This window comes from Leucobacter shiyiweii, assembly GCF_052446065.1.
Lineage (GTDB): Bacteria > Actinomycetota > Actinomycetes > Actinomycetales > Microbacteriaceae > Leucobacter.
Genome location: NZ_CM127080.1, coordinates 1,060,019 through 1,082,987 on the forward strand (window position 1 = coordinate 1,060,019; position 22,969 = coordinate 1,082,987).

Here is a 22,969-nt window from a genome sequence, read left to right on the forward strand (position 1 = left end):
GTACGAGCCACAACACGCAAACGACGTGTCTCGAAACGCGGTCAGGCGACATGTCGAGCTGCGATTAGTCTGTTCGGGTGGATCCTCAACTCATTGACCTGTTCCGAGACGACCTGACTGGTGCCGAATTCGATCTGCACTCGATTCGAGCCCTGCTCGGAGCAGAGACCAATGAGGCGCGCGAACGGGGCGTGTTTGCGCCGGCAAGGCGCGCGCTGGCAAAGCGAGCCGAAGAGCCGCTCGCGATCCTCATTCGCTTGTTCTTGCTGGGCGATCCGCTCGAAGATCGGGCAGTCTCGATCGCGTTGCCTCACCTGGGTGTAGCTGGTGCACTCGCCCTGGAGCTGCTAGAAACCTCCCCCGAGGGTCTCCGTGCTGCGATCTCAGTGAACCCCGTTGAGATCGCGGATCCTCGGCGGGCTGGTCTTGTGAAATGGTGGATACTCTCGGATCTCGATGATGCGCTGCGGCGCGGGCCAGCAAGGTTAGACCACGTGATGGGGGTAGGCGGGGCGACTCGAACGCTGATCGCACAGGCACCGCCCGGTGACGTCGGAAGTTCACTGGAGATCGGCACAGGGTGTGGTGTGGTCGCGTTGCACCTGTCGCTTCGCGGCCCGGTGGTCGCGACCGATATCTCAAAGCGCGCGCTCGAATTCGCGCGCGCGAATGCGCGGCTGAACGAGGTGGTGGGGATCGACTTCCGCCTTGGCGATCTTTTCGAACCGGTCACCGGTGAGGCGTTCGATCTCATACTCTCCAACCCTCCGTTCGTCGTGACGCCGCGCGACACCGAGGAAGAGCGCTATGAGTATCGTGATGCGGGACTCGTGGGCGATGAGCTCGCCGAGCTCGTCGTGAGCCGTTCACCTCATCACCTGAACGAGAACGGCACACTCCTGTGCCTCGCGAACTGGGAGAGCCCTTGGGGGAGTGACGGGCTCAATAGGGTGACCGAGTGGATCGCAGATGCCGATTGCGCGCTAGGCGCTGACGCGCAGCTTGCCGGGTGGATTATCGAGCGCGATCGGATCTCGACTCTGCGCTACGCCGAGACCTGGGCTCGTGACGGGGGCGCCCGTCCGGGCGACCTTGAGTTCGAGCAGATGATGACGGCTTGGCTTGACGACTTCAGCAAACGACGGGTCACCGCGCTCGGTCTCGGTTCGATAAGGCTACGACGCCTCTCTGTTCGAGGCGATCGTAGCTCGTCCGTAGCACCCGCACCGCTCGTGCACACCGAACGAGCAGCGGGCGCGTTCTCAGAAGCCTCGGGCCGTCACCTCTCCGCGACCTTCGAGCTTGCGCTGCGGGTCGCCAGGCTCACCGACGCCCAGGTGCGTGCTGCTCGATGGGTCCGCTCCTCAGAAGTGGTCGAGCACCGTCAGCATGTGCCCGGAGAGGAAGCTCCATATGCGATCACTCTGGAGGCGCAAACCGGGATCTCCCGCCGAGTTACCGCCGATCCGCTGCTTGCAGCTGCGGTTGGGGTGTGTGACGGGGAACTCACACTCGGGCAGATCGCAGACGCGCTGGCCACTCTGCTCGAGGTCGACCGGGAAGCAGCTGCGGAGGCTCTGACCGCGGGTGTGCGCGAGCTCGTTTGGTTAGGCATGCTCGGTCTCGGCGAGGAGGTATCAACGGTAGACTGAGGCCCTATGTTACGAACGATAGATCTGCGTGGACGAGCGCTTTCGCGGGCTGAATTGCTGCGCTTGGTTCCTCGTGCTGCGGTTGATACGACGGCCGCTGTGGATCGAGTGAGGCCGCTGGTCGATGCCGTACGCGACCGAGGGGAGGAAGCCCTCCGAGAACAGGCCCGCGATTTTGACCGCGTTGAAGGTCATCAGCTCAGGGTCTCCGAGGAACGGGTTGCGAGTTCACTCGATACTTGTCCGCCTGAGGTGCGTGCGGCCCTCGAACTCCTGATCGAGCGGCTGCGACTTGGCTCGGCAGCTCAGGTTCCCGCTGAACAGGTGACACAGTTAGCCGATGGGGCTACCATCCGTCAGCGTTGGCAACCCGTCACTCGGGTCGGGCTGTATGCGCCGGGTGGGAAGGCCGCGTACCCGTCTTCCGTGCTTATGAACGCAATTGCCGCTCAGGCCGCAGGTGTCGAGAGTCTCGCGCTCGCTTCACCAGCGCAGTCTGACAATGGGGGTGCGCCGCATGAGGCAGTGCTGTGGGCGGCCGCACTCGCAGGGGTGACCGAGGTGTACGCCATCGGCGGGGCTGGCGCGATCGCAGCCTTCGCATATGGCGTGCCGAGTCTCGGTCTCGATCCCGTCGACGTGGTAACCGGACCAGGAAATGTATTCGTGGCGGCGGCGAAGCGTGCCGTCGCTGGGATCGTTGGTATCGATTCCGAGGCGGGCACCACTGAGATTCTCGTCATTTCCGATGAGACGGCGGATCCGGCCTTTGTCGCCGCAGACCTGATTAGCCAGGCCGAACACGACGAAGCGGCTGCTTCCGTTTTGGTCACCGATTCGCCATCCTTCTCAGAACGCGTGCGCGCCGAAATCACGACGCGCGTCCCGCTGACTCGGCATGCCGCTCGTGTGCGCGAGGCCTTGACAGGCCCCCAGTCCGCCGTCATCTTGGTCGACGACCTTGCTGTCGCCGCCCAGGTCAGCAACGCTTACGGGCCTGAGCACCTAGAGATTCAGACGCGCGACGACCAGGGCGTGCTCGCTCGGATCGACGACGCAGGTGCCATATTCGTGGGCAGTTATACCCCGGTAAGCCTTGGCGATTACCTCGCGGGGTCGAACCATGTGCTGCCCACGGGCGGCACTGCACGTTTTGCCGCTGGTCTGGGTGCGCACACTTTTCTGCGCCCCCAACAGATCATCAGCTACGATCGGGCGGCGCTCGACGAGGTGCGCACCCCACTATTGGCTCTCGCACAGACTGAGGGTCTGCCTGCACACGGCGAAGCCGTTTCAGCGCGCTTCGAGACGAAACCGAAGACAGAGGCAGGTAGCAACTAGTGCACTGTCCATTCTGCAGGCACCCTGACAGTCGGGTCATTGATTCGCGCACGAGCGATGATGGGCTTTCGATCCGCCGCCGCCGTCAATGCCCAGAATGCGGGCGCCGTTTTTCCACGACCGAGACGGCGAGCCTCACGGTCATCAAGCGCTCAGGGGTGGTCGAACCCTTCAGCCGTGAAAAAGTCGTGAGTGGGGTGCGCAAAGCGTGTCAGGGTAGGCCGGTCACGGAGAGCGACCTCGCATTGCTCGCGCAGCAGGTCGAGGAGTCCGTGCGGCAGACCGGGCAGGCACAACTTGACGCGAACGACATCGGTCTCGCGGTTCTCCCGCACCTCCGCGAACTCGACGAGGTCGCATTCTTGAGGTTCGCCAGCGTCTACCAGGCGTTCGAGTCGCTCGAGGATTTCGATACGGCCATCGCTGAGCTACGCGACCAATCGCGCACTCGGTCGGATGCCAGCACACACCCTGCAGACGGCAAGGACTAGACCACACATGCGCATGTATCCCGCACTCTTCAATTCCGTGCTCCGCCACCTCGATCCCGAGACGGCGCACAACCTCGCCTTTCGCGCGATTCAGGCCGCCCCGTTTGCGGGAGCGCCGCTGCGAAGCGCTTGCGCACCGGACCCCTCGCTGCGAGTGAGGGCGCTCGGCTTGGAGTTTCCGAGCCCGTTCGGCCTCGCTGCCGGCTTCGATAAGAATGCGACGGCGATCCTGGGCCTTGGAGCGCTCGGTTTCGGCCATGTTGAAGTGGGAACGCTTACCAGGTATCCCCAGCCCGGTAACCCGAAGCCTCGTTCGTTTCGCCTGATCGAAGACCGAGCTCTGATCAATCGAATGGGGTTCAATAACGGCGGATCCGCAGCCGCGGTTCCCCACATCGAGCGGGCCCGCCTAAGTCCTCACCGCCCCGTCATCGGTGTGAACATCGGAAAGAGTCGTATCACCGAGGTGGATCAGGCCGCCGCCGACTATGTTTGGAGCGCACAGCGACTGGCCCCCCTTGCCGACTATCTCGCGGTCAATGTCAGCTCACCCAACACCCCGGGCTTGCGGGGCTTACAGGAGCTCTCCGCGCTGGAACCGCTCTTGGCTGAGGTGAAACAGGCAGCCGGACGCACTCCGCTCCTCGTGAAGATCGCTCCCGATATGGACGATGAGCAACTTGCCGGGATTGCCAGACTCGCGGTCGGCCTCGGGCTTGACGGAATTATCGCGACCAACACGACGGTCTCGCGTGCGGGGCTTCAGGCGTCCGCTCGCGAGGTTGAAGAGTTGGGCGCAGGTGGACTCTCGGGGCAGCCGTTGGCCGCGCGGTCGCTTGAAGTGCTCAAGTGCATTCGCCAGGTGGTGCCATCCGATTTCTGTGTGATCTCGGTCGGGGGAGTGGCAACTGCGGGTGACGTCCTAGCTCGGCTAGATGCGGGCGCCACCCTGGTGCAGGGGTACACGGCCTTCATTTACGAAGGGCCCCTGTGGGTGCGTGAGATCAACCGCGGTCTAGCTGCCGTCGGCTGGCGACAGGAAACGTCTGCCTGATTCGCCAGCCGCGGCTGAGTGATCTACTTCGGGTAGTTGCCGCGCTTGACCTGCGGCTTGGGAATCCGCAGGGGACGGAACTGGAACGCGCGCATTGCCGCGTACCACCGGAAGCCCTTCTGTACGCTGTCTACACCGAATTTCGCCTCAAGCTTGCGTTTGAGGAGTAGACCGAGGAATACCGCGTCAAGGATGGCGAGCAGCACGTATCCCCAGATGACTGCCAGACTAATGACCTGGAAAATCCCCGGTAGGAACGTCATCACGAGCACGACAAGCATGAGTGGGATGAGAAATTCGCCGACGCTGAAACGGGCGTCCACGTAATCTCGCACAAAGCGTCGCTGCGGGCCCTTGTCGCGAATCGATAGATACCGCTCGTCGCCCTGCATCATGCCGAGACGAGCGCGCTCTCGCGCCTCCATCTGCTTCTGCCTCTGTCTCTTGATCGCGGCCTTATCTCGGCCTCCGACCAGTGGCTGAGCCTTGGCGGCCTGAGCTTCCTTCCGCGACGGCGTTGGTCGTCCCTTGCCCACGGGCTCCGCGGCCTGTTCGTCACCGGTCGATGCCGAGGTGTCTTCCTTCGCCACGCCATTCCTCTCGTTGCTCTGCGATGTCCGGGGTGCCGAAGGCACCGATCCGCACAGGGAATAAGACTACCCGGACTCAGCGTTGACTTTTGAGAGGGCGCGTAGACTGGGGCCCAAGATCAACCGAGGAGACGTCATGAGCGCAACTGCGACAGACACTGCACCGGCCCATCAGGTGGGGCTTACCGACACTGCACGCGAAAAAGTGGGGAGCCTTCTTGCGCAGGAAGGTCGCGACGACCTCCGACTGCGGATTGCTGTGCAGCCCGGAGGCTGCTCCGGCCTGATCTATCAGCTGTTCTTTGATGAACGTGTGCTCGAGAATGACGCGGTCGTCGATTTCGGTGGCGTCGCGGTCGTTGTTGACCAGATGAGTGTTCCTTATTTGAACGGTGCCACCATCGATTTTGAAGACACGATCCAGAAACAGGGCTTCACGATTGATAACCCCAATGCTCAGGGCAGCTGCGCCTGCGGCGACAGCTTCAGCTAGTCGCTCGCGACCAGTGAAAAGGCCACCAGTGATGTCTCACATCGGCATCACGGTGGCCTTTTCTGCGCGAATCGCCGCCGTGCCTCGGCGTGTGTTCAGTAAACCTCAAGGTTCGCGCTAAGCTAACAGGGAGTCAATCGTTGGGCCTGCAGTGCGGGTCATAACAACACAGTTTCGAAAGGTATGCGGTGCGTTCCAATCGTCGAATGAAATGGGTAGCGGCCCCGGTAGCAGTGACGGCGGCACTCGCCCTGGCCGGTTGTACTCCGGCGCAGTTGCGCGGGTTTTTGCCCGAGGGGTCTACCGATGCGACCAATCACACGCCCGGTATTACCAGTCTGTGGGTGAACTCGTGGATCGTGTTGCTGGCGGTGGGGGTGCTCGTATGGGCGCTCATCATCTGGGCCGCGGTTGCGTACCGCAGGCGCAAGGGTCAAACGGGTCTGCCGGTGCAGCTTCGGTACAACATGCCGATCGAGACGCTGTTTACCGTGGTACCGGTCATCCTGGTGCTCGGTTTCTTCGGGTTTACTGCTCAAGAGCAGTCGAAGATCGAGGCGCGCGATGAGAACCCAGACAACGTGGTGGAGGTCATCGGCAAGCGATGGGCTTGGGATTTCAACTACGTCAGCGATGACGTGTTCTTCCAGGGAGTCCAGGTTCAGACTGATGAGAATGGTTCCGCGATCCCTGAGACCATGCCGGTACTGTACTTGCCTGTCAACCAGTCAACTGAGGTTCGCCTCGAGACGCGCGACGTTATTCACTCCTTCTGGATCGTGGAGTTCCTTCAGAAGAAGGACATGATTCCTGGCCAGACCAATTACCTAACTTTCACTCCAACAACGACCGGCACATTCATGGGGAAGTGCGCAGAACTCTGCGGCGAATACCACTCGATGATGCTGTTCGAGGTCAAGGTTGTCGAACAGGCCGAGTACGACGCGTACGTTGCGTCGCTGCGAGGGCAGGGCAACGAGGGTCAGGTTGGAACAGAATTTAACCCGAACCAGGAGCTCTTCTTCGGTGACGAAGCCAAGGCCGAGAACGAGTAGCGAGGAAGAAGCGAAAATGAAGAAGGGCAACGTAATCGTTTCGTGGATCACTTCCACGGACCACAAAGTCATCGGGTATATGTACCTGATCAGCTCGTTCGTCTGGTTCCTTGTTGGCGGGCTGATGGCGTTGATCATCCGTGCGCAGCTATTCGCGCCCGGGCTCGAGGTCGTCGCGACGAAGGAGCAGTACAACCAGCTCTTTACGATGCACGGCACGATCATGCTCCTGATGTTTGCTACGCCGCTTTTTGCCGGTTTCGCGAACGTTCTCATGCCGCTACAGATTGGTGCGCCAGACGTCGCCTTTCCTCGACTGAACGCCTTTGCTTTCTGGTTGTATAGCTTCGGATCATTGATCGCGGTTGGCGGCTTCCTCACTCCGCAGGGCGCGGCATCCTTTGGGTGGTTCGCTTACGCACCGCTGTCGGACGTGACGTTCTCCCCGGGTGTTGGCGGAAACCTTTGGATCCTGGGTCTTGGCATTAGCGGATTCGGCACCATCATGGGTGGCGTGAACTTCATCACCACTATTGTGACGATGCGCGCTCCAGGCATGACGATGTGGCGCATGTCGATCTTCACCTGGAACACGCTGATTACCTCAATCCTGGTCATCCTCGTCTTCCCGGTACTTGCCGCCGCATTTTTCTCACTCGCTGCAGACCGTATCTTCGGCGCGCACGTTTTCAACGGGGAGGGTGGTGCAATTCTCTGGCAGCACCTGTTCTGGTTCTTTGGGCACCCCGAGGTCTACATCATCGCTCTGCCGTTCTTCGGTATTGTCTCCGAGATCTTCCCGGTATTCAGTCGCAAGCCGATCTTTGGTTACAAGACTCTCGTGTACGCCACGATCGCAATTGCCGCATTGTCGATGACCGTGTGGGCGCACCATATGTACGTCACCGGTTCTGTCCTGCTCCCGTTCTTCGCCCTGATGACAATGCTCATCGCCGTGCCAACCGGTGTGAAGATCTTCAACTGGCTGGGAACCATGTGGCGGGGCTCAATCACCTTCGAGACCCCCATGCTCTGGTCGCTCGGGTTCCTCGTTTCCTTCGTATTCGGTGGTCTCACCGGTGTGATCCTCGCGTCGCCCGCTCTTGACTTCCACCTGTCAGACACGTACTTCGTCGTAGCGCACTTCCACTACGTGATTTTCGGTACCGTCGTCTTTGCGATGTTTGCGGGCTTCTACTTCTGGTGGCCGAAGTGGACTGGCAAGATGCTCGACGAGCGTCTCGGGAAGATCCACTTCTGGATTCTTTTCATCGGGTTCCACATGACCTTCTTGGTGCAGCACTGGATGGGCGTCATGGCAATGCCGCGTCGCTACTACACCTACCTGCCAGAAGACGGGGTCACCTGGATGAACCAGCTGTCCACCGTGGGTGCCATGATCCTCGGGGCCTCCATGATTCCGTTCCTGTTGAACGTGTACTTGACCGCGCGACGAGCACCCAAGGTCACCGTAAACGATCCCTGGGGTTTTGGGCGATCGCTCGAGTGGGCCACCTCTTGCCCGCCGCCGCGTCACAACTTCACCTCAATTCCCCGCATTCGCTCGGAGTCGCCCGCGTTCGACCTCAATCACCCAGAGGTAACCGGTGTGACCCAGCCCGGCCAGGAAAGCGAGCAGCACAAGCTCGCCCCGCAGAAGTAATGCTGAAAGGGATTTGAAACCATGAAGTCGAATGTCGTTATATTCAGCATTCTGACGGCGTACTTCGTTATTGTCGCGTCCGTCTACACTGTTTGGAACTTGATTTCAAACGACCGCATCGAATGGGCGGGATCGCTCGCCATCCTGCTTTCCGGTGGTCTTACCGGCTTCATTGCTGCGTACCTCTCCCTGGTCCAGAAGAAGCAGGGCGGTGTGCTGGTCGAAGATCAGCTCGAAAGCGATATTGACGACGGCGATCCAGAGATCGGTGAGTTCAGCCCCTGGAGCTGGTGGCCGATTTTCCTCGCGTTCTCCATCGCAATGGTGATTCTCGGCCTTAGCGTCGGTTTCAACTTCTGGTTGGCCTTCCTGAGCCTTCCGCTTGTGGTGGTCGGCGTAGTCGGCTGGGTGTACGAGTACTACCGCGGATACTTCGCACGTTAACAGCACGACCTCTCCACCCGATAAGCTGGGTGTGTGAGTATTTCTATTCGACGCGGCAAGGCCGAAGACGCAACAGCGCTCTTCGGCCTTGCGCGTCAGTACCAGACCGGTCGCGAGGCTATTGGCCGTGACGAGTTCAACGTAGCATTCGATAACGTTTTGCGGCAGCGTGCTCAAGAGACGAACGTACTATTCGTTGCTGAGGAAGATCAACGTGTGGTCGGCTACTCATTGATGACTGTCTCTCGTCTTCTTCACGCCCCAGGCCTGACTGCTCACCTGCAGGAAATCGTTGTCGATGAGTCCGCCCGTGGTCATGGAACGGGAGACCTCCTTATGGAGGCGAATGAGAACTATTGCATGGGCCGGGGCGTGCGTCAGCTTTCGGCTTCGACAGCGCGCATCGGCTCCTTTTACAACCATCGCGGGTTCGAAGCTATGGGCCAGCACTATCGCAAGATTCTCGATCTCAGCTAAGCAGTCCAGTCTTGGATTCGGACCTCGAGACTCACCTGCCGATGGACCCCTCCACCTCATCTAGACGACGCGTGAGACGCCGTCCGGGGGAGAACCGCATACGATTGATCGCCGCTGCGACGATCGAATTTTCGCTTCTTGGGTACCGAGGTGCGTCTACCGTTTCCATTGGAGCCCGTGCTGAGGTGCCGCAGCCGCACGTCTACGCAAGCTTCACAAACAAGCTTGAACTCTATCTTGCTGTGGTGGAGCGGGTCAGTGCGTCGCTCAACGCGCAAGGGCTCGGCGCGCATCACGCTAGCTCGACTGTTTCGGACCCCACGGCAGTGAGTGTCGCTCAGAGCCACGAGTGGGACTCTCTTGCGTCCGCAGAGTCTGAAGTACCAAGGGTCCACGCAGCTTTCTTGCTGCAGGCCGTTGCCGCATCAGCTGACCCGGACGTGGGTGATGCCTCGCGCGCGCTCATCAGGGAGGCCCAGGTGCTGATCGGTCAGGAAAGCTTCTCTGCCTGTCTTCTCGACGGTGTTGAATATCTTCTCGAACAATAGAGAACTTTGAAGCATGGAAGATTGTGTGTCATACAATCTCGGGGATGCAGAAGACCCCGGCGAGACAATGTCTCGCCGGGGTCTTCTGCTTTACAGGCTTGGCCTAGTGACCGTCGTGGCGTTCTTGGTCCAGCTCATTCTGCGTGGGCGGAACGATACGGTTCTCGAAGAACCAGCGGCTCATACCTGCCCGCAAACGCTTACTAAGTGGGATCCGCCCGTCGTCATTTGGGCGCAGCATCATTGGCTCGTAGTCATGGTAGCTGACGAGCTCCCAGCGCTCGTAATCGGTTACCGGCTTATGAACTTCAACGAACTCGCCACCAGGGAGTCGCACAATGCGACCCGACTCATAGCCGTGAAGAGCAATCGAACGATCCTTCTTCTGCAGCGCAAGACAGATGCGCTTGGCTACCTGGTAGGCAACGATCGGACCGAGGATGAGCAGTGCTTGCAGGGTGTGAATCACGCCCTCCATCGCCAATTGGAAATGGGTGGCCATGAGGTCGGAACTTGCGCCCGCCCACATGACAGCGTAGAAGGTCACTCCAGCGGCGCCAATCGCGGTGCGGGTCGGTGCGTTGCGCGGACGATCGAGGATGTGATGTTCGCGCTTGTCGCCCGTCACCCAGGCCTCGATGAACGGGTAGATCGCAACAACGATGAGGAAGCCAACCATGATGATGATCGGGACCAACATGTTCCAGGACCAGGTGTAGCCAAACCACTCGGTCTCCCAGCCCGGCGGAATGAGACGCAGCATTCCGTCGGCGAAGCCGATGTACCAGTCAGGCTGTGTACCCGCGGAGACGGGGGAGGGGTCGTACGGACCATAATTCCAGATCGGGTTGATCCCGACAAAGGAAGCGATCAGCATAATGACACCGAAGACGATGAAGAAGAATCCGCCGGCCTTCGCTGCGTACACGGGCAGAACGGGGAACCCAACGACGTTCTGCTGGGTCTTGCCCGGGCCAGGGTACTGCGTGTGCTTGTGGATCACAACAAACGCCAAGTGCAGCGCGACGAAGAGAATAACCATCGCTGGCAGGAGCATAATGTGCAGCATGTAGAGGCGGCCGACGATGTCGGTTCCAGGGAACTCTCCACCGAAGAAGAGGAATGACATCCAGGTACCCACGACGGGAACAGCCTTGATGATTCCGTCGATGATGCGGAGACCGTTTCCTGAGAGCACGTCATCCGGGAGCGAGTATCCGGTGAAGCCTTCTGCCATTGCCAGCACGAAAAGCACGAAGCCGATGACCCAGTTGAGCTCACGGGGCTTGCGGAATGCGCCGGTGAAGAAGATTCGCAACATGTGCAGACCGATGGAAGCGACGAACAACAGCGCCGCCCAGTGATGCACGTGACGCATCAGGAGGCCACCGCGAACCGAGAAAGAGATGTCGAGCGTAGAGGCCATGGCGACCGACATCTCGACGCCCTTCATGGGCACGTAGGGACCGGTGTAGAAAACCTCTGCCATTGATGCCTGGAAGAACAGCGTCAGGAACGTGCCCGAAAGGAGGATGACGACGAAACTGTAAAGCGCAACTTCGCCGAGGAGGAAAGACCAATGATCGGGAAAGACCTTGCGCCCAAACTCCTTGACTGCGACACCAATCTTGGTTCGTTCGTCAATGTAATTTGCTGCGGCAGATGTGAAGCGGCTAGATCCGCTCTGATTCTGAGTCGGTGGTGGGGTGACTGTGGTGCTCACTTGAGACGCTCCCAGAAGCTCGGGCCGACAGGTTCTTGGAAGTCGCTCTGTGCGACCAGGTATCCTTCATCATCTACCGTGATTGGTAGCTGCGGAAGGGGACGTTTTGCCGGTCCAAAAATGACCTTGGCCTCGTCGGTCACATCGAACTGCGACTGGTGGCATGGGCAAAGCAGGTGATGGGTGTGCTGCTCGTACAGGGCGACCGGGCAACCAACGTGCGTACACACCTTGGAGTAAGCGACGATGCCATCGTAAGACCAGCCCTTGCGCTCGTCCCGCTCCTTGAGCTTTTCGGGCTCGAGGCGCATCAACAACACGACAGCTTTAGCCTTCTCGTCGAGCAGGTTCGTTGCTTGAGCAAGATTCTCTGGAACGACGTGGAAGACAGAGCCGATGGTGACGTCAGCGGCGCGAATCGCCCCGCCCACTCCGTGACCGCCGGTGTCACGGGCAAGACGAATACCCTCTTCCCACAGAGTGTGCTTCAGAAGAGTGACCGGATCTTGATCCTGTGGTGCCAGTCCGCGCAGAAGTGTGATGCCCGGAAGGGGGAATGCGATCAGCGCACCAATGAGGCTATTCCGCACCAGGGAGCGTCGTGAGAATCCAGACTCCTCATTTGCGAGGGAGAAGACCTCAATAGCTTTCGCACGGGTCTCGGTGTCGCTCGGAACTGGGTGACGTTCGTCGATGGACTCATGGTCGGCCATGATCGCCTTACCCCAGTGCACCGCTCCGATACCGACGGCGAGAAGGGAGAGGGTCATACCGACACCTACGAACATCGTGTGCAGGCGGATGTCCCACAGGTCTCCCGACTCGATCGGGAAGAACATGTACGCGAGAACCGCGCCGAGACTTCCTGCAATCGAGACGTAAAACAGAGTGTAAACCGTGCGCTCAGCACGCTTGTCGGCCTTGGGGTCAAGGTCGGTGACACGCTTCCGGTGCGGGGGAAGGCCCGGGTTCTGGACGGCGTCGGACGTGATGACTGCGGTACCCGCAGCTGGTACGACCGCGCCGTGGCCCTGGGCGGGGACAACGGCGCTTTCGCTACCGTTGTACTTCGCTTCCTCTGCCATGTTGCTCCTTGGTTCCTGACTATTCACGAGGGGTTCTCTTGCGCTGTATCGAACGAATTAATTCGACTTGGCAGTGACCCACACCGTGAACGCGACGATGATTCCGAGTCCGATGATCCAGATGAACAAGCCTTCTGCGACCGGTCCGATGGATCCGAGTGTCAGCCCACCGACGGCGGGCTTCTCCTCGATGTACTTCAGGTAGCTGATGATGTCAGCCTTTTCCTGCGGGCTGATGTTGGCATCGCTAAACACTGGCATGTTCTGCGGACCTGTCACCATTGCCTCGTAGATGTGGTCAGCGCCCACACCCATCAAGCCTGGGGCGAACTTACCCTCAGTGAGTGCTCCACCTGCCGCAGCCACGTTGTGACACATCGCGCAGTTGATGCGGAACAGAGTTGCTCCATTAGCAACGTCACCGTCGCCCTGGAGATACTGGGAATCGGGAAGCCCGGGTCCGGGCGCCAACGATGCAACGAAAGCAGCCATCTGCAAGGTCTGCTCATCGGTGAACTGCACCGGCTTGACCATTCCCTGGGGGCCTTGGAAGGCGAGCGGCATGCGCCCGGTGCCAACCTGGAAATGCACGGATGCTGCACCGCTGCCGATAAGCGACGGTCCGTCGACGGTTCCTTCTGCTTCCATCCCGTGGCAGGTTGCACAGTTGGCTGCGAACAACTTTTCGCCAGCCTCGATGGTCGCGGGGGAGGAGAGATCCACCTCGGCGGTTGCTGTGGTCTGACTAAACCCGGTGTAGGCAACCCCGGTGACGAGGAGCCCCACTGCTACCAATGCAACGGTGGCGAGGGGGTGCCGACGACCTGACTTGCTGACGTTCTTCTTGGCGCGAGCCATGATGTCGTTTCTCCTGACCTATTTGACCATGTAGATGACGATGAAAAGGCCGATCCACACGATGTCGACGAAGTGCCAGTAGTAGGACACGACGACAGCGGTGGTTTCTTCCTTGTGCGTGAAGTTCTTCACTGCGTAGATGCGGCCGATGACCAACAAGAACGCAATGAGACCCAATGACACGTGGATCCCGTGGAAGCCAGTTGTCATGTAAAAAGCGGAACCGTAGGGGTCTGAGCCCAACGTGATTCCCTCGGAAACGAATGTCGCATACTCCCAAGCCTGACCAGCAACGAAGATCGCACCGAGGAAGAACGTGAGGTAGAACCACTCGACGGCACCCCATTTGGACGGGCTTGAGCCGGTTGCACGTGGCTGCATGCGCTCTGCGGCAAACACGCCTGCCTGGCAGGTGAAGGAGGACGCAACCAGAATCAACGTATTGATGAGGGCGAAGGTGAAGTTCTGCTTCGCCGTCTGCTCTGCCCATAGTTCGGGATTCATAGCGCGGAGGGTGAAGTAAATCGCGAACAGACCCGCGAAGAACATAACTTCGCTGCCCAGCCACACGATGGTGCCGACGGCGACAGTATTGGGGCGTTGCACCGTTGGCGCAGCTAACTTCGTATTCATAGTGGTTGTCGTCACCCCTCCATTATGGCTGAAAGTTTGGTGTGCATATTTCACCTTCACACGGCGCGCCGAACTTTCCGCTATTTCTTCTCTAAGCCTATCGTGTCCACGCTCATGGCGTGACCGCCGATCGGCCGTCCGCCTCTCTCTCTTGCGCAGGCGGACTGAGGCCTCATCGTCGTCAGTGGGCCTCGATAGACTCCTTTTATGAACGACGAACGCACCTGGCCAGGTTTGCTTACTGCAATGCTCGAGGAGCGCGATCTCAGCGTCTCGCAGGCTGATTGGGCCATGGCCGAGATCATGACCGGTCGTGCGACCCCCGCTCAGATGGGTGGCTTTCTAGTCGCTTTACAGAAAAAGGGCGTGACCGTTGATGAGATCGTCGGTTTCCGCGATGCAATCCTCGCCGAGGCTCGGATGGTCCCGCTACCCAGTATGTCTCTCGACATAGTCGGTACCGGGGGAGACCGGTTTGGAACCGTGAATATTTCTACGATGGCATCAATCGTCTGTGCCGCGAGCGGGATCCCCGTGGTCAAGCATGGAAACAAAGCCGCGAGTAGCCTTTCCGGTTCCTCGGATGTGCTCACGGCGCTGGGAATCAACTTCTCACTTGAGGCCGAACAGCTTGCTGAAGCCTTCGAACGCGTTGGTATTGCCTTCGTGCATGCAGCGAAATTCTTGCCCGGATTTCGCCATGTCGCGCCCGTTCGGGCAGAACTCGGGATCCAGACTGTGTTCAATTACCTGGGTCCGCTATGTAACCCGGTGCGTCCGGAGGCAACTGCTGCGGGGGTTGCTGATCTCACCCGCGCACCTCTGTTCGCCGATCTCTTTCGCTTCCGCGGAGCCTCGGCCCTCGTGTTCCGCGGCGACGACGGGCTCGACGAGCTCACGACGACCGGGCATTCGCATGTCTGGGAAGTCAGTCGAGGAGCGCTCACCGAGCATGATCTTGACCCACGCGATCTCGGGATCGCGCGCTCCCAAATGAGCGACCTGGTCGGCGGTACACCGGAACACAACGCTGGGGTGGTGCGTCGAGTGTTCGCAGGTGAGCCTGGCCCCGTGCGTGACATCGTGCTGCTGAATGCTGCAGCTGGTCTCGTGGCTTTCGATCTCGCGAAGGAGCCAGCCAGTGCTGATGCTCCATTCCTGGAAAGGTTGAATCGGGGAGTAGAAGCCGCGGCCCTAGCGATTGACAGTGGTGCGGCGCTGCAGAAGCTCGATCAGTGGGCCTTGGTCACTAGCGAACTGGGAACGACCCGATAGTAGCAGCGCTTCTCGGCAGAGCTAGGGTGCTGTTCGCGTGAGTCGGTTGTATTTCAGGAGAAACGGCATCGGGTCCACAGCCTCCCCATCGACCGTTAGGGCGAAGTGTAGGTGCGAGCCGAATGAGAGACCGGTGTTGCCCACCCGGCCGACAGGGTCGCCGACTCTGAGTTTGTCTCCAACCTCATGGTCATGTGAGTTCATTTGCATGTGACAGTATCGGGCGGTGACATCGCTGTCGTCTATCACGTGTTTGACCTTGAGCCCGAATCCGCAGCCGTCGTTGGCGTATCCTGCTTCGATCACCACCCCCTCTGCAATTGACTGGATCGTTGTCCCGTCCGGGGCTGCGAAGTCTTGCGCGTCGTGGAACCCAGCGACGGGCCAGTGCCTCTCGCCAAAGGGATCGGTAAGAGGCACCGATTGAGCAAATGGGAACTGAATCTCAGCGTCGACGTAATTGATGAACGAGCCGTCACTTTCGCCAGCTTCGACGATGACGGAATTCAGGGCATCGAACGAGCTCGAGAGGTCGGAAGTCCCTCCGGTGTTGAGTAGCTGAGCTTGCATGGCAGCTACCGACTCCTCAGATTCACCAAAGTGAACCCCGGGAAGTGCCATCGTGAGCATGAGCGCGCCGACTCCCACAATGGCCGCCGGGGTCGCAATGAAGCGCTTCTGCCGACGTCGCGGGCCAGAGTTGGGCACGCTGGACTCGGAACTCCGTGGGTGAGGCTCGTCGCCATCAGTGTGGGGGAGTAGTGGGGGCAATAAGACCGCACCCTGCGTCGGGTGTGCTGATGCGGATGACTGCTGCAGCGAAGCGCGCAGCTCACGTCGGCTCGGGAACGCTGGTTCCTCGGGAGCTGCGTGTCGCGGCATCCGCGTCCTCTCTACTCAGTGGATCCGGGGGAGGCGGAGCGTAACCCTGCACATGTTCTTCCCCGACACAGGAAGGGCCCGAGTGTCGGGCCCAAGCAATGTAACGGTTAGATTACAACGGTTCGAGATCGATAGCCAGTCGGGCGAGGGTTCCGACCGCGGTCACCGCCAGCAAACCTGGCATCGAAGTTGCCCGAGGGTATGGATGGATTCTCAGCGTGTACTCGACGCGCACTTGTGGGGAGCAAACTTCAATTAACAGGCGTTGCGATTCTGGCTACCTGAGAGTTCATGGCCTATGAATAGGCATGTGCTGAAGTTTCAAGACGAGCGAACATCGCGAGTCGTTGCTCTCGAGCGCGGATCGTTGTCGCGTTCACCGCACGCTAGGGGGGCGTCAGATCGTGACGACGCTGTCAGGTGGCGCCGGCGCGTAAGCGTCCGAGGACTGCTGCATCTCCTTAACTGACATAATATAGATTATCACCGCACGTGCTGTTGCCTGGCGGAGATGTACGAGCACCCTGTGCGGTATTTTCTGCTGGGTGAACTGGATTCGCGCACCAGGACTGTTCGGACCAGAGTCGTGCGCGGCCGACTAGAGCACGTCCGCGTCAATCAATGTACGCAGCGAGCGGCAACGGCCGATACCGAAGACGCGGTAGCTGGTCGATGGTGACGTATCCTGGAGCTGCGTTCAACACATCGGGAATGCGATTGACGAGGGTTGCGCACGTTGTCAGATGTGTCGGAAGGTCCGAGTTCAGCAAGCTGAGTGTGGGCTCGCCTTCGACTGTCCATTCATTTGAGTCGCTCTCTCCTGCCACATATACCTTCCCCGTCATCTCGTGCATCAGCACTGGGCCTTCACGGGTTTCGACGATGTCAATATCTGTGAAGCCCAACACCTCGCCTGCCTGGACCGTGAGATCCAACGCGGCGCAGGGCGTGGGGCTTTCGGCGAGGACAGCCGTGGTCGTGGTCGTCGATTTCAACGGCGTAAGTCCCGCGGCTGCTGCGAGCGAGTGAAGGCTGACCCGCCCAAAAGTGGGAGGCCGGGTCGCGGTTGCGTTCCAGGCCTCAAACTCCTCTGCTGTAGTTCCGACCTGCTGATCACGAGCGAGTTCGGGCCCGAAGCTGTCGACGTTCCATGTCGACTTTCCGCGAACCTCTGTAAACGAATGTACGGTTCCGAGCATGGTCGAGATGAGAGAGACCCAGTAGCCGTCCTGATGTCCCGTGCACACGAGCGTCGCGCCATGCGCCCTTGCCGTGGCGTCCAACCGTGCGGACTCTGCAGGGCTCGTATTCCAGGAGTAGAGAGGTTCCTCCGCGAGCGATATGACGTCAATGCCACGTTCGAGACACATGAGCATTGGCCCCAGAACGTCTTCCATGTAACTCGCGATTGTCATGACGACCAGATCAGGTCGAGTCGCGTCCAGCACGCGCTGAGCATCCGATGACGCGGCGACACCGAGCGTTGCAATTCCGGCAATCTCGCCAACGTCTCTCCCAACTTTGTCCTCCGAACGGCATATGCCGCCGACGACGATCGCACCTTTTTCTACGATCATTCGGGTGATGATGCTCCCCATCGAGCCGATCCCGTACATTACGACCTTTGGTCCTTGCATGGCCATCCTTACGTCCCATCCTTCAGGAGCATCGTTGCTCGTGCGGGTGCTAGCTACGCTAATGGAAATTCAAGGACTGTGCATCGTGAATTTGGCAGGAGTGGACTGCCCAGGAGCATGTGTGGCTAACGGTCTATGCGGGGCTCAGTGCAAGAAGGGCTCGCGATGCGAGAGCGCTCGCTCCGACGAGCGCCACTTGAGCTCCGGTAATCATCAGCTCGGCAGAGGTGAACCATCCCGCAGCGACTGTCAGCGCGAGGCCACCCGCTACCAGCGTGACACCAGCGATCGTGAGCAGCACGCCAAGAATTTTGTTCATTCCAGCGATGAACCTTGGGGTCGCTCGTGAGGCGCGCGACGCCGGACGCGGACGCAGCAGCGCCGCTACAGCGAACACCAAGACTCCCAGCGATAACGCCCCGATAAGGTCGCTCGGGCGATGCCATCCGAACTCCAGCAGCTGCCAAGCGGCAATTCCGGTCACTATCGCACCCAGTACGGCAGCAGCCGGTTGGAGTGCTCGCGGTACGGACCAGATGAACGCGGCACATACGACCGTGAAAACTGTCATGTGTCCGCTGGGAAACGTGTTTTCGGCATCGAGTTCGAACAACCCTGGACGTTCCAATACCCGCTGCTTCAGCAGCTGCGAGACAACAATCGCGATGGTCGGAATCACTACCACGCCAATCGCGCGCCGCGACCCGTGCACCCACAACGCCAGACCGCCGAGAAGGAGCAGCACTACGATGATTGCAGGAACTGAGACCAAGCTCAGTGGTGCTGGCGGGTCGTATGTGAAACTTGCGGCCTCCAAGACGCTCGCCTCAGCTCGTTGGCCCAGCAGACTACCCACCCCCACGGCATAGGAGAGCCCCCCAAAAACGAGCGCGAGGAGTGCATATGTCGCCGCGCGACCACGGTACATTCCCATATCGCGCTCCCCTCCTCTCCCCCGCTGCGGTCGACCGATGCGACGAGCTCATCGCCTGCAGCCTATGTGCGGCTGCTATCGAATTTCTGAGTGCTGACGATCTGCCGTGCGCACCGCCCACAGCGCCACGGCGGCTGCCGTCGCGACATTCAAAGAATCGATATCGTGTTCCATCGGAATCAGGACACTCCGGGTGGCGGCAGCCAGCGCCTTTCTACTGAGCCCCTCCCCCTCCGTTCCGAACATGAGGGCGAGTCGAGGCGGCAGCGCTCGCGAAAAGTCAGCAAGGTCCTCAGCATTCTCGCGCAGCGCGAATGCGACCAGAGCAAAGCCTGCTTCACGAATCATCGGGCCGGCCGAGCGCCAATCGGGCAGCCGAGCCCACGGCACTTGAAGCACGGCACCCATGCTCACCCGCACCGAGCGACGATACAGTGGGTCCGCGCAGGCAGGCGTGAGCAGGACGGCATCCGCGCCGAGCGCCGCAACCGACCGAAAAATAGCGCCGACGTTGGTGTGATCGGCCAAGTCTTCAAGCACGACGACGCGCTTCGAGCGGGTCAGGAGCTCCATCGGATCCAATTCCGGGGGGCGGTGCATTGATGCGAGAGCCCCGCGATGCATGTGAAAACCGGTGAGCTGTTCGAGCTGCGCACTGTCGCCGATGTACACCGGGACCTCGGGGAACTTCTCGAGCAGCGGCTCGACCCGAGGAAGCCACTCCGGAAGTAACAGGATCGAACGGGGTTGATGCCCGGCGCGGAGCGCGCGTTCAATAACCTTGGGCGATTCCGCGAGGTACAGCCCCTCGGCCGGCTCGCGCACGCGGCGCAGCGCCACGTCAGTCAATTGGGTGTAGTCAGCAAGCTCGGGGACTTCGATGCTGTCGATCCGACAGACCCTCATGCCTCGTCTCCCGCCGCGTTGACCGCGAGGAGAAACGCCTTGATCTCGGCGGCCGCGTGATCCACAGCCTCGTAGTGCACCAGGTGCCCGACCCCGGGAATCACGCGCAAACGCGCATCCCGTAGTCGGTTACGAAGTGATAGTTGCTCGGCAAGCGGGGTGATGTCGTCACGATCACCCGCGATCAGAAGGGTGGGCTGCGTGACAGCCGGGGCATACTCTGCGACCGTGTGGGAGATGGAAGCCCGGAAAGCCTGGAGAAGAGTCCCAGTGTCGGAAAACCGGCTGAAATATGATTCGTGCTGGCCGTGAATCCACGATCTGAGCTCCGGGTCTCGGGTCTTTGCCATTACCTCGCTCATGACTCGCACTATGACCGGGTGCCCGAGGAGAGCGCGCGCCGGGCGTTCGGGCAAAGAATCAGCGGCACGGTAGTACCAGGTCGCAAGCTGCGTGAGCGCACCCTGCGGGCCTTCGAGCGCGGGGGCAGAGATCGGGTTGATCAGGGTGACATTGCTCGGGGTGAGTCCGGCCGCGATCGAGTTCGCGACCACAAGCGACCCAAATGAGTGACCGAGTATGGCGAATCGATCGCCAGCTACCTGCGCGGCAAACTCGCGCAGCCACTCACCGTAGAGATCCAGATCGTGCGTTCGGCCAGGGATGGCCGGGGTGCTCCCAAAACCGGGAAGATCGGGAACAATAGTGCGGATGCCGGGAACGCGTCTCGCGATCGCGTGTGCAAGGCCGTCGAGGCCGTGGTGGTCACCGCGAAACCCATGTACCAAAATCATCGGCGCACCGGCCGGGTCACCATAGTGCCACGCACAGGTGTCTACTCCGAGCGTCGAAATGCGGAGGTTAGGCGATGCGTCAGTCACCAGTCGAGTGTAGCCGTCCCGTACTTCGATGTCGGCGCCGGCCGATAGCATCGGGAACGAGGAATAGGAGCACTGTGTCCGATCAACTACCCTTGTGGGCTGAAAACCTGGCCGTTTTCGACACCGAAACCACCGGAGTCGACACCTCGAGCGCGCGCATCGTGAGTGCGACCATCGCTGTCATCGGTGGATCAGGCGAAGTAAAAGAGCGCTATGACTGGCTGCTCGATCCCGGCGTAGAAATTCCCGACGGTGCCGCACGCATTCACGGAATCACCACTGAGGTTGCACGGGCGAGCGGTGTCCAGGCCCCCGTCGGTGTGGCTCAGATCGTGCTGCAACTCCAGGCGATGCTCGAAAGAGGTTTCCCCGTCGTCGCCTATAACGCACCGTTTGACCTCGGTTTGCTTCGTTCCGAGTCCGCACGACACGGGGTGAACTGGCCGGCGGTGGTCTCCCCCGTGATTGATCCTCTCGTGCTCGATAAGCAGTTCGACCGGTTCCGAAAGGGTAAGCGAACGCTTGAGGTGGTCGCCGAGCATTATCAGGTCGAACTCGGTACCGCGCATGACGCCGGTGAAGATGCGATTGCTGCGGGGCGGGTGGCTCAGGCGATTGCGCGTAAGTACGCCCAAGTACTTCCTGACGAAATTATTGCGTTGCACGAGGCTCAGGTCGGTTGGGCTGCGGCTCAGGCCGAGAGCTTCCAGGAATACATGCGGCGGGTCAAAGACCCGGCATTCGTAGCTGACGGCGCATGGCCGATCCGCTGAGGAAAGTGATGAGTCGAGAGAATGGCCGCAACGACTGATGTCGCACATGGGCTCCAACTGACTGTCAGTGAACCATTGGGCCGCACAATTACTCAATCGGGCTCATCGGAATTGAGGGTGTAGAAGCGGCCTGAACCCACCCGCTTCGAGGAGCGATCTCGCGATGTAGTTCGTGAGGTTCCGGAAGCCCAGCGCAGAGCCACGCAGGTGCTCGAGTCTGCCGTTGATTGCTTCGGTTGGCCCGTTCGACGTCCTCGGATGATCGAAGTACGCGAGGATGTCCTGACGGCGGCGTTCCAAGGTGTAGCCGAGCTTGCGGAGCTCCACGAACCAGGCGGGGGTCGTCGCCCTCACCACATCGATCAACTCGCGGAGCCTGCGCCGACCATTGCCCGAGAATCGCTCCCGATAGGCTGCGACGACTTGTTGATAGACCCGCCAGGCCCGCCACACGTCCGCATGCGCAGGGTCAGCGAACACCGCGTCCAACCGTTCGTGCTGCTTCTGGGTGAGGAACGCTTCACCCGTTCTCAACGACCGGCGAACTCCATAGAGCGGGTCGCCCCGGCGTCCGCGATGCCCGAGGGTTTCCTGCTGCACCCGCTGCCTCGTCCGGTCGAGAGCATCGCCGGCGAGTTGGACGACATGGAAGGGATCCATCACCGGGACCGCGTCGGGCAGCACCTCTTGCGCGGCCGTCTTGAACCCGGTGAACCCGTCCATCGCAACGACCTCGATCCGTTCACGCCATGCCCGCGATCGTTCCTCAAGCCACGTCTTGAATACCTGTTTCGAGCGGCCCTCGACCATGTCCAGCAGCCGGGCCGGGCCGCGTTTCTCGCGCACCGGGGTCAGATCGATGATCACCGTCACATACCTGTCTCCGCGGCGAGTATGCCGCCAGACGTGCTCGTCGACCCCGATCGTGGAAACTCCGGCGAACCGGCCAGGATCCTCGATGAGCCTCCGTTTCCCCTCGGCCAAGATCGCGGTGTTCGCGGTATGCCACGACACCCCGAGGCCCGCTGCCGCGCGTGACACGGTGAGATGGTCCAGGACGAGCGCTTCCAACGCCCAGCGGAGCCCACCACGAGAGATCTTCGCCCGGTCCGGGGCAGCGAGCGTGGTGTCCTCGCGCCACACAGCACGGCACCAGGAACATCGGTATCGGCGCACTCGGATCAGCAGCGTCGTGACGCGATGCCCGAAAGGCTCATGCGCGAGCCGGCGAGTCACCGTATCGCGGGCGACCCCCTCGGCTCCGCAACGCCTACACCACGGGTCGGGCTCTTTCACTCGGCACTCGATGACCGCATGGTCGGGCTCGAGGTACTGCCGGGTCGCGGTCAGGCCGAGTTCATCGAGGCGGCAGAACGTCGTCAGATCAGCGGGCTGGAAGGTAGCGTGGTGCATGTCGAGGTCTCTCGGATGGACAGTGTAGGAACTTCCATCATCGAGAGGCCTCGATCTATCTAGCGGCAGCCACTCCGGGCACCACTTCTACACTCCCAAATGCGAAGAGCCCTCAATCGCTCTGTCACTGAGCAGCGGAGATGTTCAGACCGCACAGGAAA

The 22,969-nt window shown here is 60.4% G+C and carries 23 protein-coding genes; 12 read left to right on the plus strand and 11 right to left on the minus strand.

The features are described from left to right. Positions 1-77: 77 nt before the first annotated feature. The 4 genes from ACTNFJ_RS04950 to ACTNFJ_RS04965 are packed head-to-tail and all read left to right on the plus strand — an operon-like array spanning position 78 to position 4,538. Positions 78-1,652: a DUF7059 domain-containing protein gene (locus tag ACTNFJ_RS04950; RefSeq protein WP_435907368.1), complete on the plus strand. Its 1,575-nt coding sequence runs from the start codon at positions 78-80 to the stop codon at positions 1,650-1,652. A 6-nt stretch (positions 1,653-1,658) separates the two neighbouring features. Continuing rightward, positions 1,659-2,993: a histidinol dehydrogenase gene (hisD, locus tag ACTNFJ_RS04955; RefSeq protein ID WP_435907367.1), complete on the plus strand. Its 1,335-nt coding sequence runs from the start codon at positions 1,659-1,661 to the stop codon at positions 2,991-2,993. After that, on the plus strand, positions 2,993-3,484 hold the full coding sequence (nrdR, locus tag ACTNFJ_RS04960; protein WP_435907366.1) for a transcriptional regulator NrdR: 492 nt from the start codon (positions 2,993-2,995) through the stop codon (positions 3,482-3,484). Before hisD ends, nrdR begins: the two co-directional genes overlap by 1 nt. Before the next feature lie 13 nt (positions 3,485-3,497). After that, positions 3,498-4,538: a quinone-dependent dihydroorotate dehydrogenase gene (locus ACTNFJ_RS04965; protein ID WP_435907421.1), complete on the plus strand. Its 1,041-nt coding sequence runs from the start codon at positions 3,498-3,500 to the stop codon at positions 4,536-4,538. A gap of 23 nt (positions 4,539-4,561) precedes the next feature. Here ACTNFJ_RS04965 and ACTNFJ_RS04970 read toward each other — a convergent pair whose 3' ends face one another. Next, complete coding sequence (locus ACTNFJ_RS04970) at positions 4,562-5,128, minus strand: DUF3043 domain-containing protein (protein WP_435907365.1); 567 nt, start codon at positions 5,126-5,128, stop codon at positions 4,562-4,564. Between the two features lie 136 nt (positions 5,129-5,264). Between ACTNFJ_RS04970 and ACTNFJ_RS04975 the strand changes: the two genes are divergently transcribed. The 6 genes from ACTNFJ_RS04975 (at position 5,265) to ACTNFJ_RS05000 (ending at position 9,808) form a co-directional block, all read left to right on the plus strand. Further along, complete coding sequence (locus ACTNFJ_RS04975; RefSeq protein ID WP_435907364.1) at positions 5,265-5,621, plus strand: HesB/IscA family protein; 357 nt, start codon at positions 5,265-5,267, stop codon at positions 5,619-5,621. A 206-nt stretch (positions 5,622-5,827) separates the two neighbouring features. Next, positions 5,828-6,676 (plus strand): aa3-type cytochrome oxidase subunit II, encoded by an 849-nt coding sequence (ctaC, locus tag ACTNFJ_RS04980; RefSeq protein WP_435907363.1) that lies wholly within the window; start codon positions 5,828-5,830, stop codon positions 6,674-6,676. 16 nt (positions 6,677-6,692) lie between these two features. After that, positions 6,693-8,339, plus strand: a complete 1,647-nt coding sequence (gene ctaD / locus ACTNFJ_RS04985; protein ID WP_435907362.1) for an aa3-type cytochrome oxidase subunit I — start codon at positions 6,693-6,695, stop codon at positions 8,337-8,339. Positions 8,340-8,360: 21 nt separating this feature from the next. Next, the gene (ctaF, locus tag ACTNFJ_RS04990; RefSeq protein WP_435907361.1) at positions 8,361-8,783 is read left to right on the plus strand and encodes an aa3-type cytochrome oxidase subunit IV; all 423 of its coding nucleotides are present in this window, start codon (positions 8,361-8,363) and stop codon (positions 8,781-8,783) included. 33 nt (positions 8,784-8,816) lie between these two features. Continuing rightward, entirely contained in the window at positions 8,817-9,260 is a 444-nt protein-coding gene (locus tag ACTNFJ_RS04995) for a GNAT family N-acetyltransferase (protein WP_435907360.1), read from the plus strand. 71 nt (positions 9,261-9,331) lie between these two features. After that, positions 9,332-9,808: a TetR/AcrR family transcriptional regulator gene (locus tag ACTNFJ_RS05000; RefSeq protein ID WP_435907359.1), complete on the plus strand. Its 477-nt coding sequence runs from the start codon at positions 9,332-9,334 to the stop codon at positions 9,806-9,808. A gap of 103 nt (positions 9,809-9,911) precedes the next feature. On the opposite strand, the gene qcrB is transcribed toward ACTNFJ_RS05000, so the two are convergent. Genes qcrB through ctaE form a run of 4 tightly spaced genes read right to left on the minus strand, consistent with a single transcriptional unit; the run spans position 9,912 to position 14,107 of the window. Beyond that, a complete protein-coding gene (qcrB, locus tag ACTNFJ_RS05005; protein ID WP_435907358.1) occupies positions 9,912-11,531 on the minus strand; it encodes a cytochrome bc1 complex cytochrome b subunit in 1,620 nt (539 codons plus the stop codon). Beyond that, positions 11,528-12,616, minus strand: a complete 1,089-nt coding sequence (gene qcrA / locus ACTNFJ_RS05010; RefSeq protein ID WP_435907357.1) for a cytochrome bc1 complex Rieske iron-sulfur subunit — start codon at positions 12,614-12,616, stop codon at positions 11,528-11,530. The genes qcrB and qcrA overlap by 4 nt, the downstream gene beginning before the upstream one ends. Positions 12,617-12,673: 57 nt before the next feature. Beyond that, entirely contained in the window at positions 12,674-13,474 is an 801-nt protein-coding gene (gene qcrC / locus ACTNFJ_RS05015; RefSeq protein WP_435907356.1) for a cytochrome bc1 complex diheme cytochrome c subunit, read from the minus strand. Positions 13,475-13,492: 18 nt separating this feature from the next. Continuing rightward, a complete protein-coding gene (gene ctaE, locus ACTNFJ_RS05020; protein WP_435907420.1) occupies positions 13,493-14,107 on the minus strand; it encodes an aa3-type cytochrome oxidase subunit III in 615 nt (204 codons plus the stop codon). Positions 14,108-14,314: 207 nt separating this feature from the next. Here ctaE and trpD point away from each other — a divergent pair, with 207 nt between their 5' ends. Beyond that, complete coding sequence (gene trpD, locus ACTNFJ_RS05025) at positions 14,315-15,382, plus strand: anthranilate phosphoribosyltransferase (protein WP_435907355.1); 1,068 nt, start codon at positions 14,315-14,317, stop codon at positions 15,380-15,382. A 21-nt stretch (positions 15,383-15,403) separates the two neighbouring features. On the opposite strand, the gene ACTNFJ_RS05030 is transcribed toward trpD, so the two are convergent. The 5 genes from ACTNFJ_RS05030 to ACTNFJ_RS05050 all read right to left on the minus strand — a co-directional run bounded on the left by ACTNFJ_RS05030 (position 15,404) and on the right by ACTNFJ_RS05050 (position 20,622). Then, complete coding sequence (locus ACTNFJ_RS05030; RefSeq protein WP_435909106.1) at positions 15,404-16,264, minus strand: M23 family metallopeptidase; 861 nt, start codon at positions 16,262-16,264, stop codon at positions 15,404-15,406. Positions 16,265-16,878: 614 nt separating this feature from the next. Then, complete coding sequence (locus ACTNFJ_RS05035; RefSeq protein WP_435907353.1) at positions 16,879-17,901, minus strand: NAD(P)H-dependent amine dehydrogenase family protein; 1,023 nt, start codon at positions 17,899-17,901, stop codon at positions 16,879-16,881. A 133-nt stretch (positions 17,902-18,034) separates the two neighbouring features. Next, complete coding sequence (locus ACTNFJ_RS05040) at positions 18,035-18,835, minus strand: phosphatase PAP2 family protein (RefSeq protein ID WP_435907352.1); 801 nt, start codon at positions 18,833-18,835, stop codon at positions 18,035-18,037. A gap of 75 nt (positions 18,836-18,910) precedes the next feature. Continuing rightward, positions 18,911-19,741, minus strand: coding sequence for a TrmH family RNA methyltransferase (locus ACTNFJ_RS05045; RefSeq protein WP_435907351.1), 831 nt, complete (start codon positions 19,739-19,741; stop codon positions 18,911-18,913). Beyond that, positions 19,738-20,622: an alpha/beta fold hydrolase gene (locus ACTNFJ_RS05050; protein WP_435907350.1), complete on the minus strand. Its 885-nt coding sequence runs from the start codon at positions 20,620-20,622 to the stop codon at positions 19,738-19,740. Before ACTNFJ_RS05050 ends, ACTNFJ_RS05045 begins: the two co-directional genes overlap by 4 nt. Before the next feature lie 74 nt (positions 20,623-20,696). Between ACTNFJ_RS05050 and ACTNFJ_RS05055 the strand changes: the two genes are divergently transcribed. Continuing rightward, the gene (locus ACTNFJ_RS05055) at positions 20,697-21,395 is read left to right on the plus strand and encodes a 3'-5' exonuclease (RefSeq protein ID WP_435907349.1); all 699 of its coding nucleotides are present in this window, start codon (positions 20,697-20,699) and stop codon (positions 21,393-21,395) included. A 102-nt stretch (positions 21,396-21,497) separates the two neighbouring features. On the opposite strand, the gene ACTNFJ_RS05060 is transcribed toward ACTNFJ_RS05055, so the two are convergent. Further along, the gene (locus ACTNFJ_RS05060) at positions 21,498-22,808 is read right to left on the minus strand and encodes an ISL3 family transposase (protein ID WP_435907348.1); all 1,311 of its coding nucleotides are present in this window, start codon (positions 22,806-22,808) and stop codon (positions 21,498-21,500) included. Positions 22,809-22,969 lie beyond the last annotated feature (161 nt).

What these genes read in the sequence shown, in the direction of transcription:
- hisD (WP_435907367.1), top strand. Translation starts at nt 1,659, where the DNA reads ATGTTACGAACGATAGATCTGCGTGGACGAGCGCTTTCGCGGGCTGAA.
- ACTNFJ_RS04965 (WP_435907421.1), top strand. Translation starts at nt 3,498, where the DNA reads ATGTATCCCGCACTCTTCAATTCCGTGCTCCGCCACCTCGATCCCGAG.
- ACTNFJ_RS04975 (WP_435907364.1), top strand. Translation starts at nt 5,265, where the DNA reads ATGAGCGCAACTGCGACAGACACTGCACCGGCCCATCAGGTGGGGCTT.
- ctaC (WP_435907363.1), top strand. Translation starts at nt 5,828, where the DNA reads ATGAAATGGGTAGCGGCCCCGGTAGCAGTGACGGCGGCACTCGCCCTG.
- ctaD (WP_435907362.1), top strand. Translation starts at nt 6,693, where the DNA reads ATGAAGAAGGGCAACGTAATCGTTTCGTGGATCACTTCCACGGACCAC.
- ctaF (WP_435907361.1), top strand. Translation starts at nt 8,361, where the DNA reads ATGAAGTCGAATGTCGTTATATTCAGCATTCTGACGGCGTACTTCGTT.
- qcrA (WP_435907357.1), bottom strand. Translation starts at nt 12,616, where the DNA reads ATGGCAGAGGAAGCGAAGTACAACGGTAGCGAAAGCGCCGTTGTCCCC.
- qcrC (WP_435907356.1), bottom strand. Translation starts at nt 13,474, where the DNA reads ATGGCTCGCGCCAAGAAGAACGTCAGCAAGTCAGGTCGTCGGCACCCC.
- ctaE (WP_435907420.1), bottom strand. Translation starts at nt 14,107, where the DNA reads ATGAATACGAAGTTAGCTGCGCCAACGGTGCAACGCCCCAATACTGTC.
- trpD (WP_435907355.1), top strand. Translation starts at nt 14,315, where the DNA reads ATGAACGACGAACGCACCTGGCCAGGTTTGCTTACTGCAATGCTCGAG.
- ACTNFJ_RS05030 (WP_435909106.1), bottom strand. Translation starts at nt 16,264, where the DNA reads ATGCCGCGACACGCAGCTCCCGAGGAACCAGCGTTCCCGAGCCGACGT.
- ACTNFJ_RS05035 (WP_435907353.1), bottom strand. Translation starts at nt 17,901, where the DNA reads ATGCAAGGACCAAAGGTCGTAATGTACGGGATCGGCTCGATGGGGAGC.
- ACTNFJ_RS05040 (WP_435907352.1), bottom strand. Translation starts at nt 18,835, where the DNA reads ATGGGAATGTACCGTGGTCGCGCGGCGACATATGCACTCCTCGCGCTC.
- ACTNFJ_RS05045 (WP_435907351.1), bottom strand. Translation starts at nt 19,741, where the DNA reads ATGAGGGTCTGTCGGATCGACAGCATCGAAGTCCCCGAGCTTGCTGAC.
- ACTNFJ_RS05060 (WP_435907348.1), bottom strand. Translation starts at nt 22,808, where the DNA reads ATGCACCACGCTACCTTCCAGCCCGCTGATCTGACGACGTTCTGCCGC.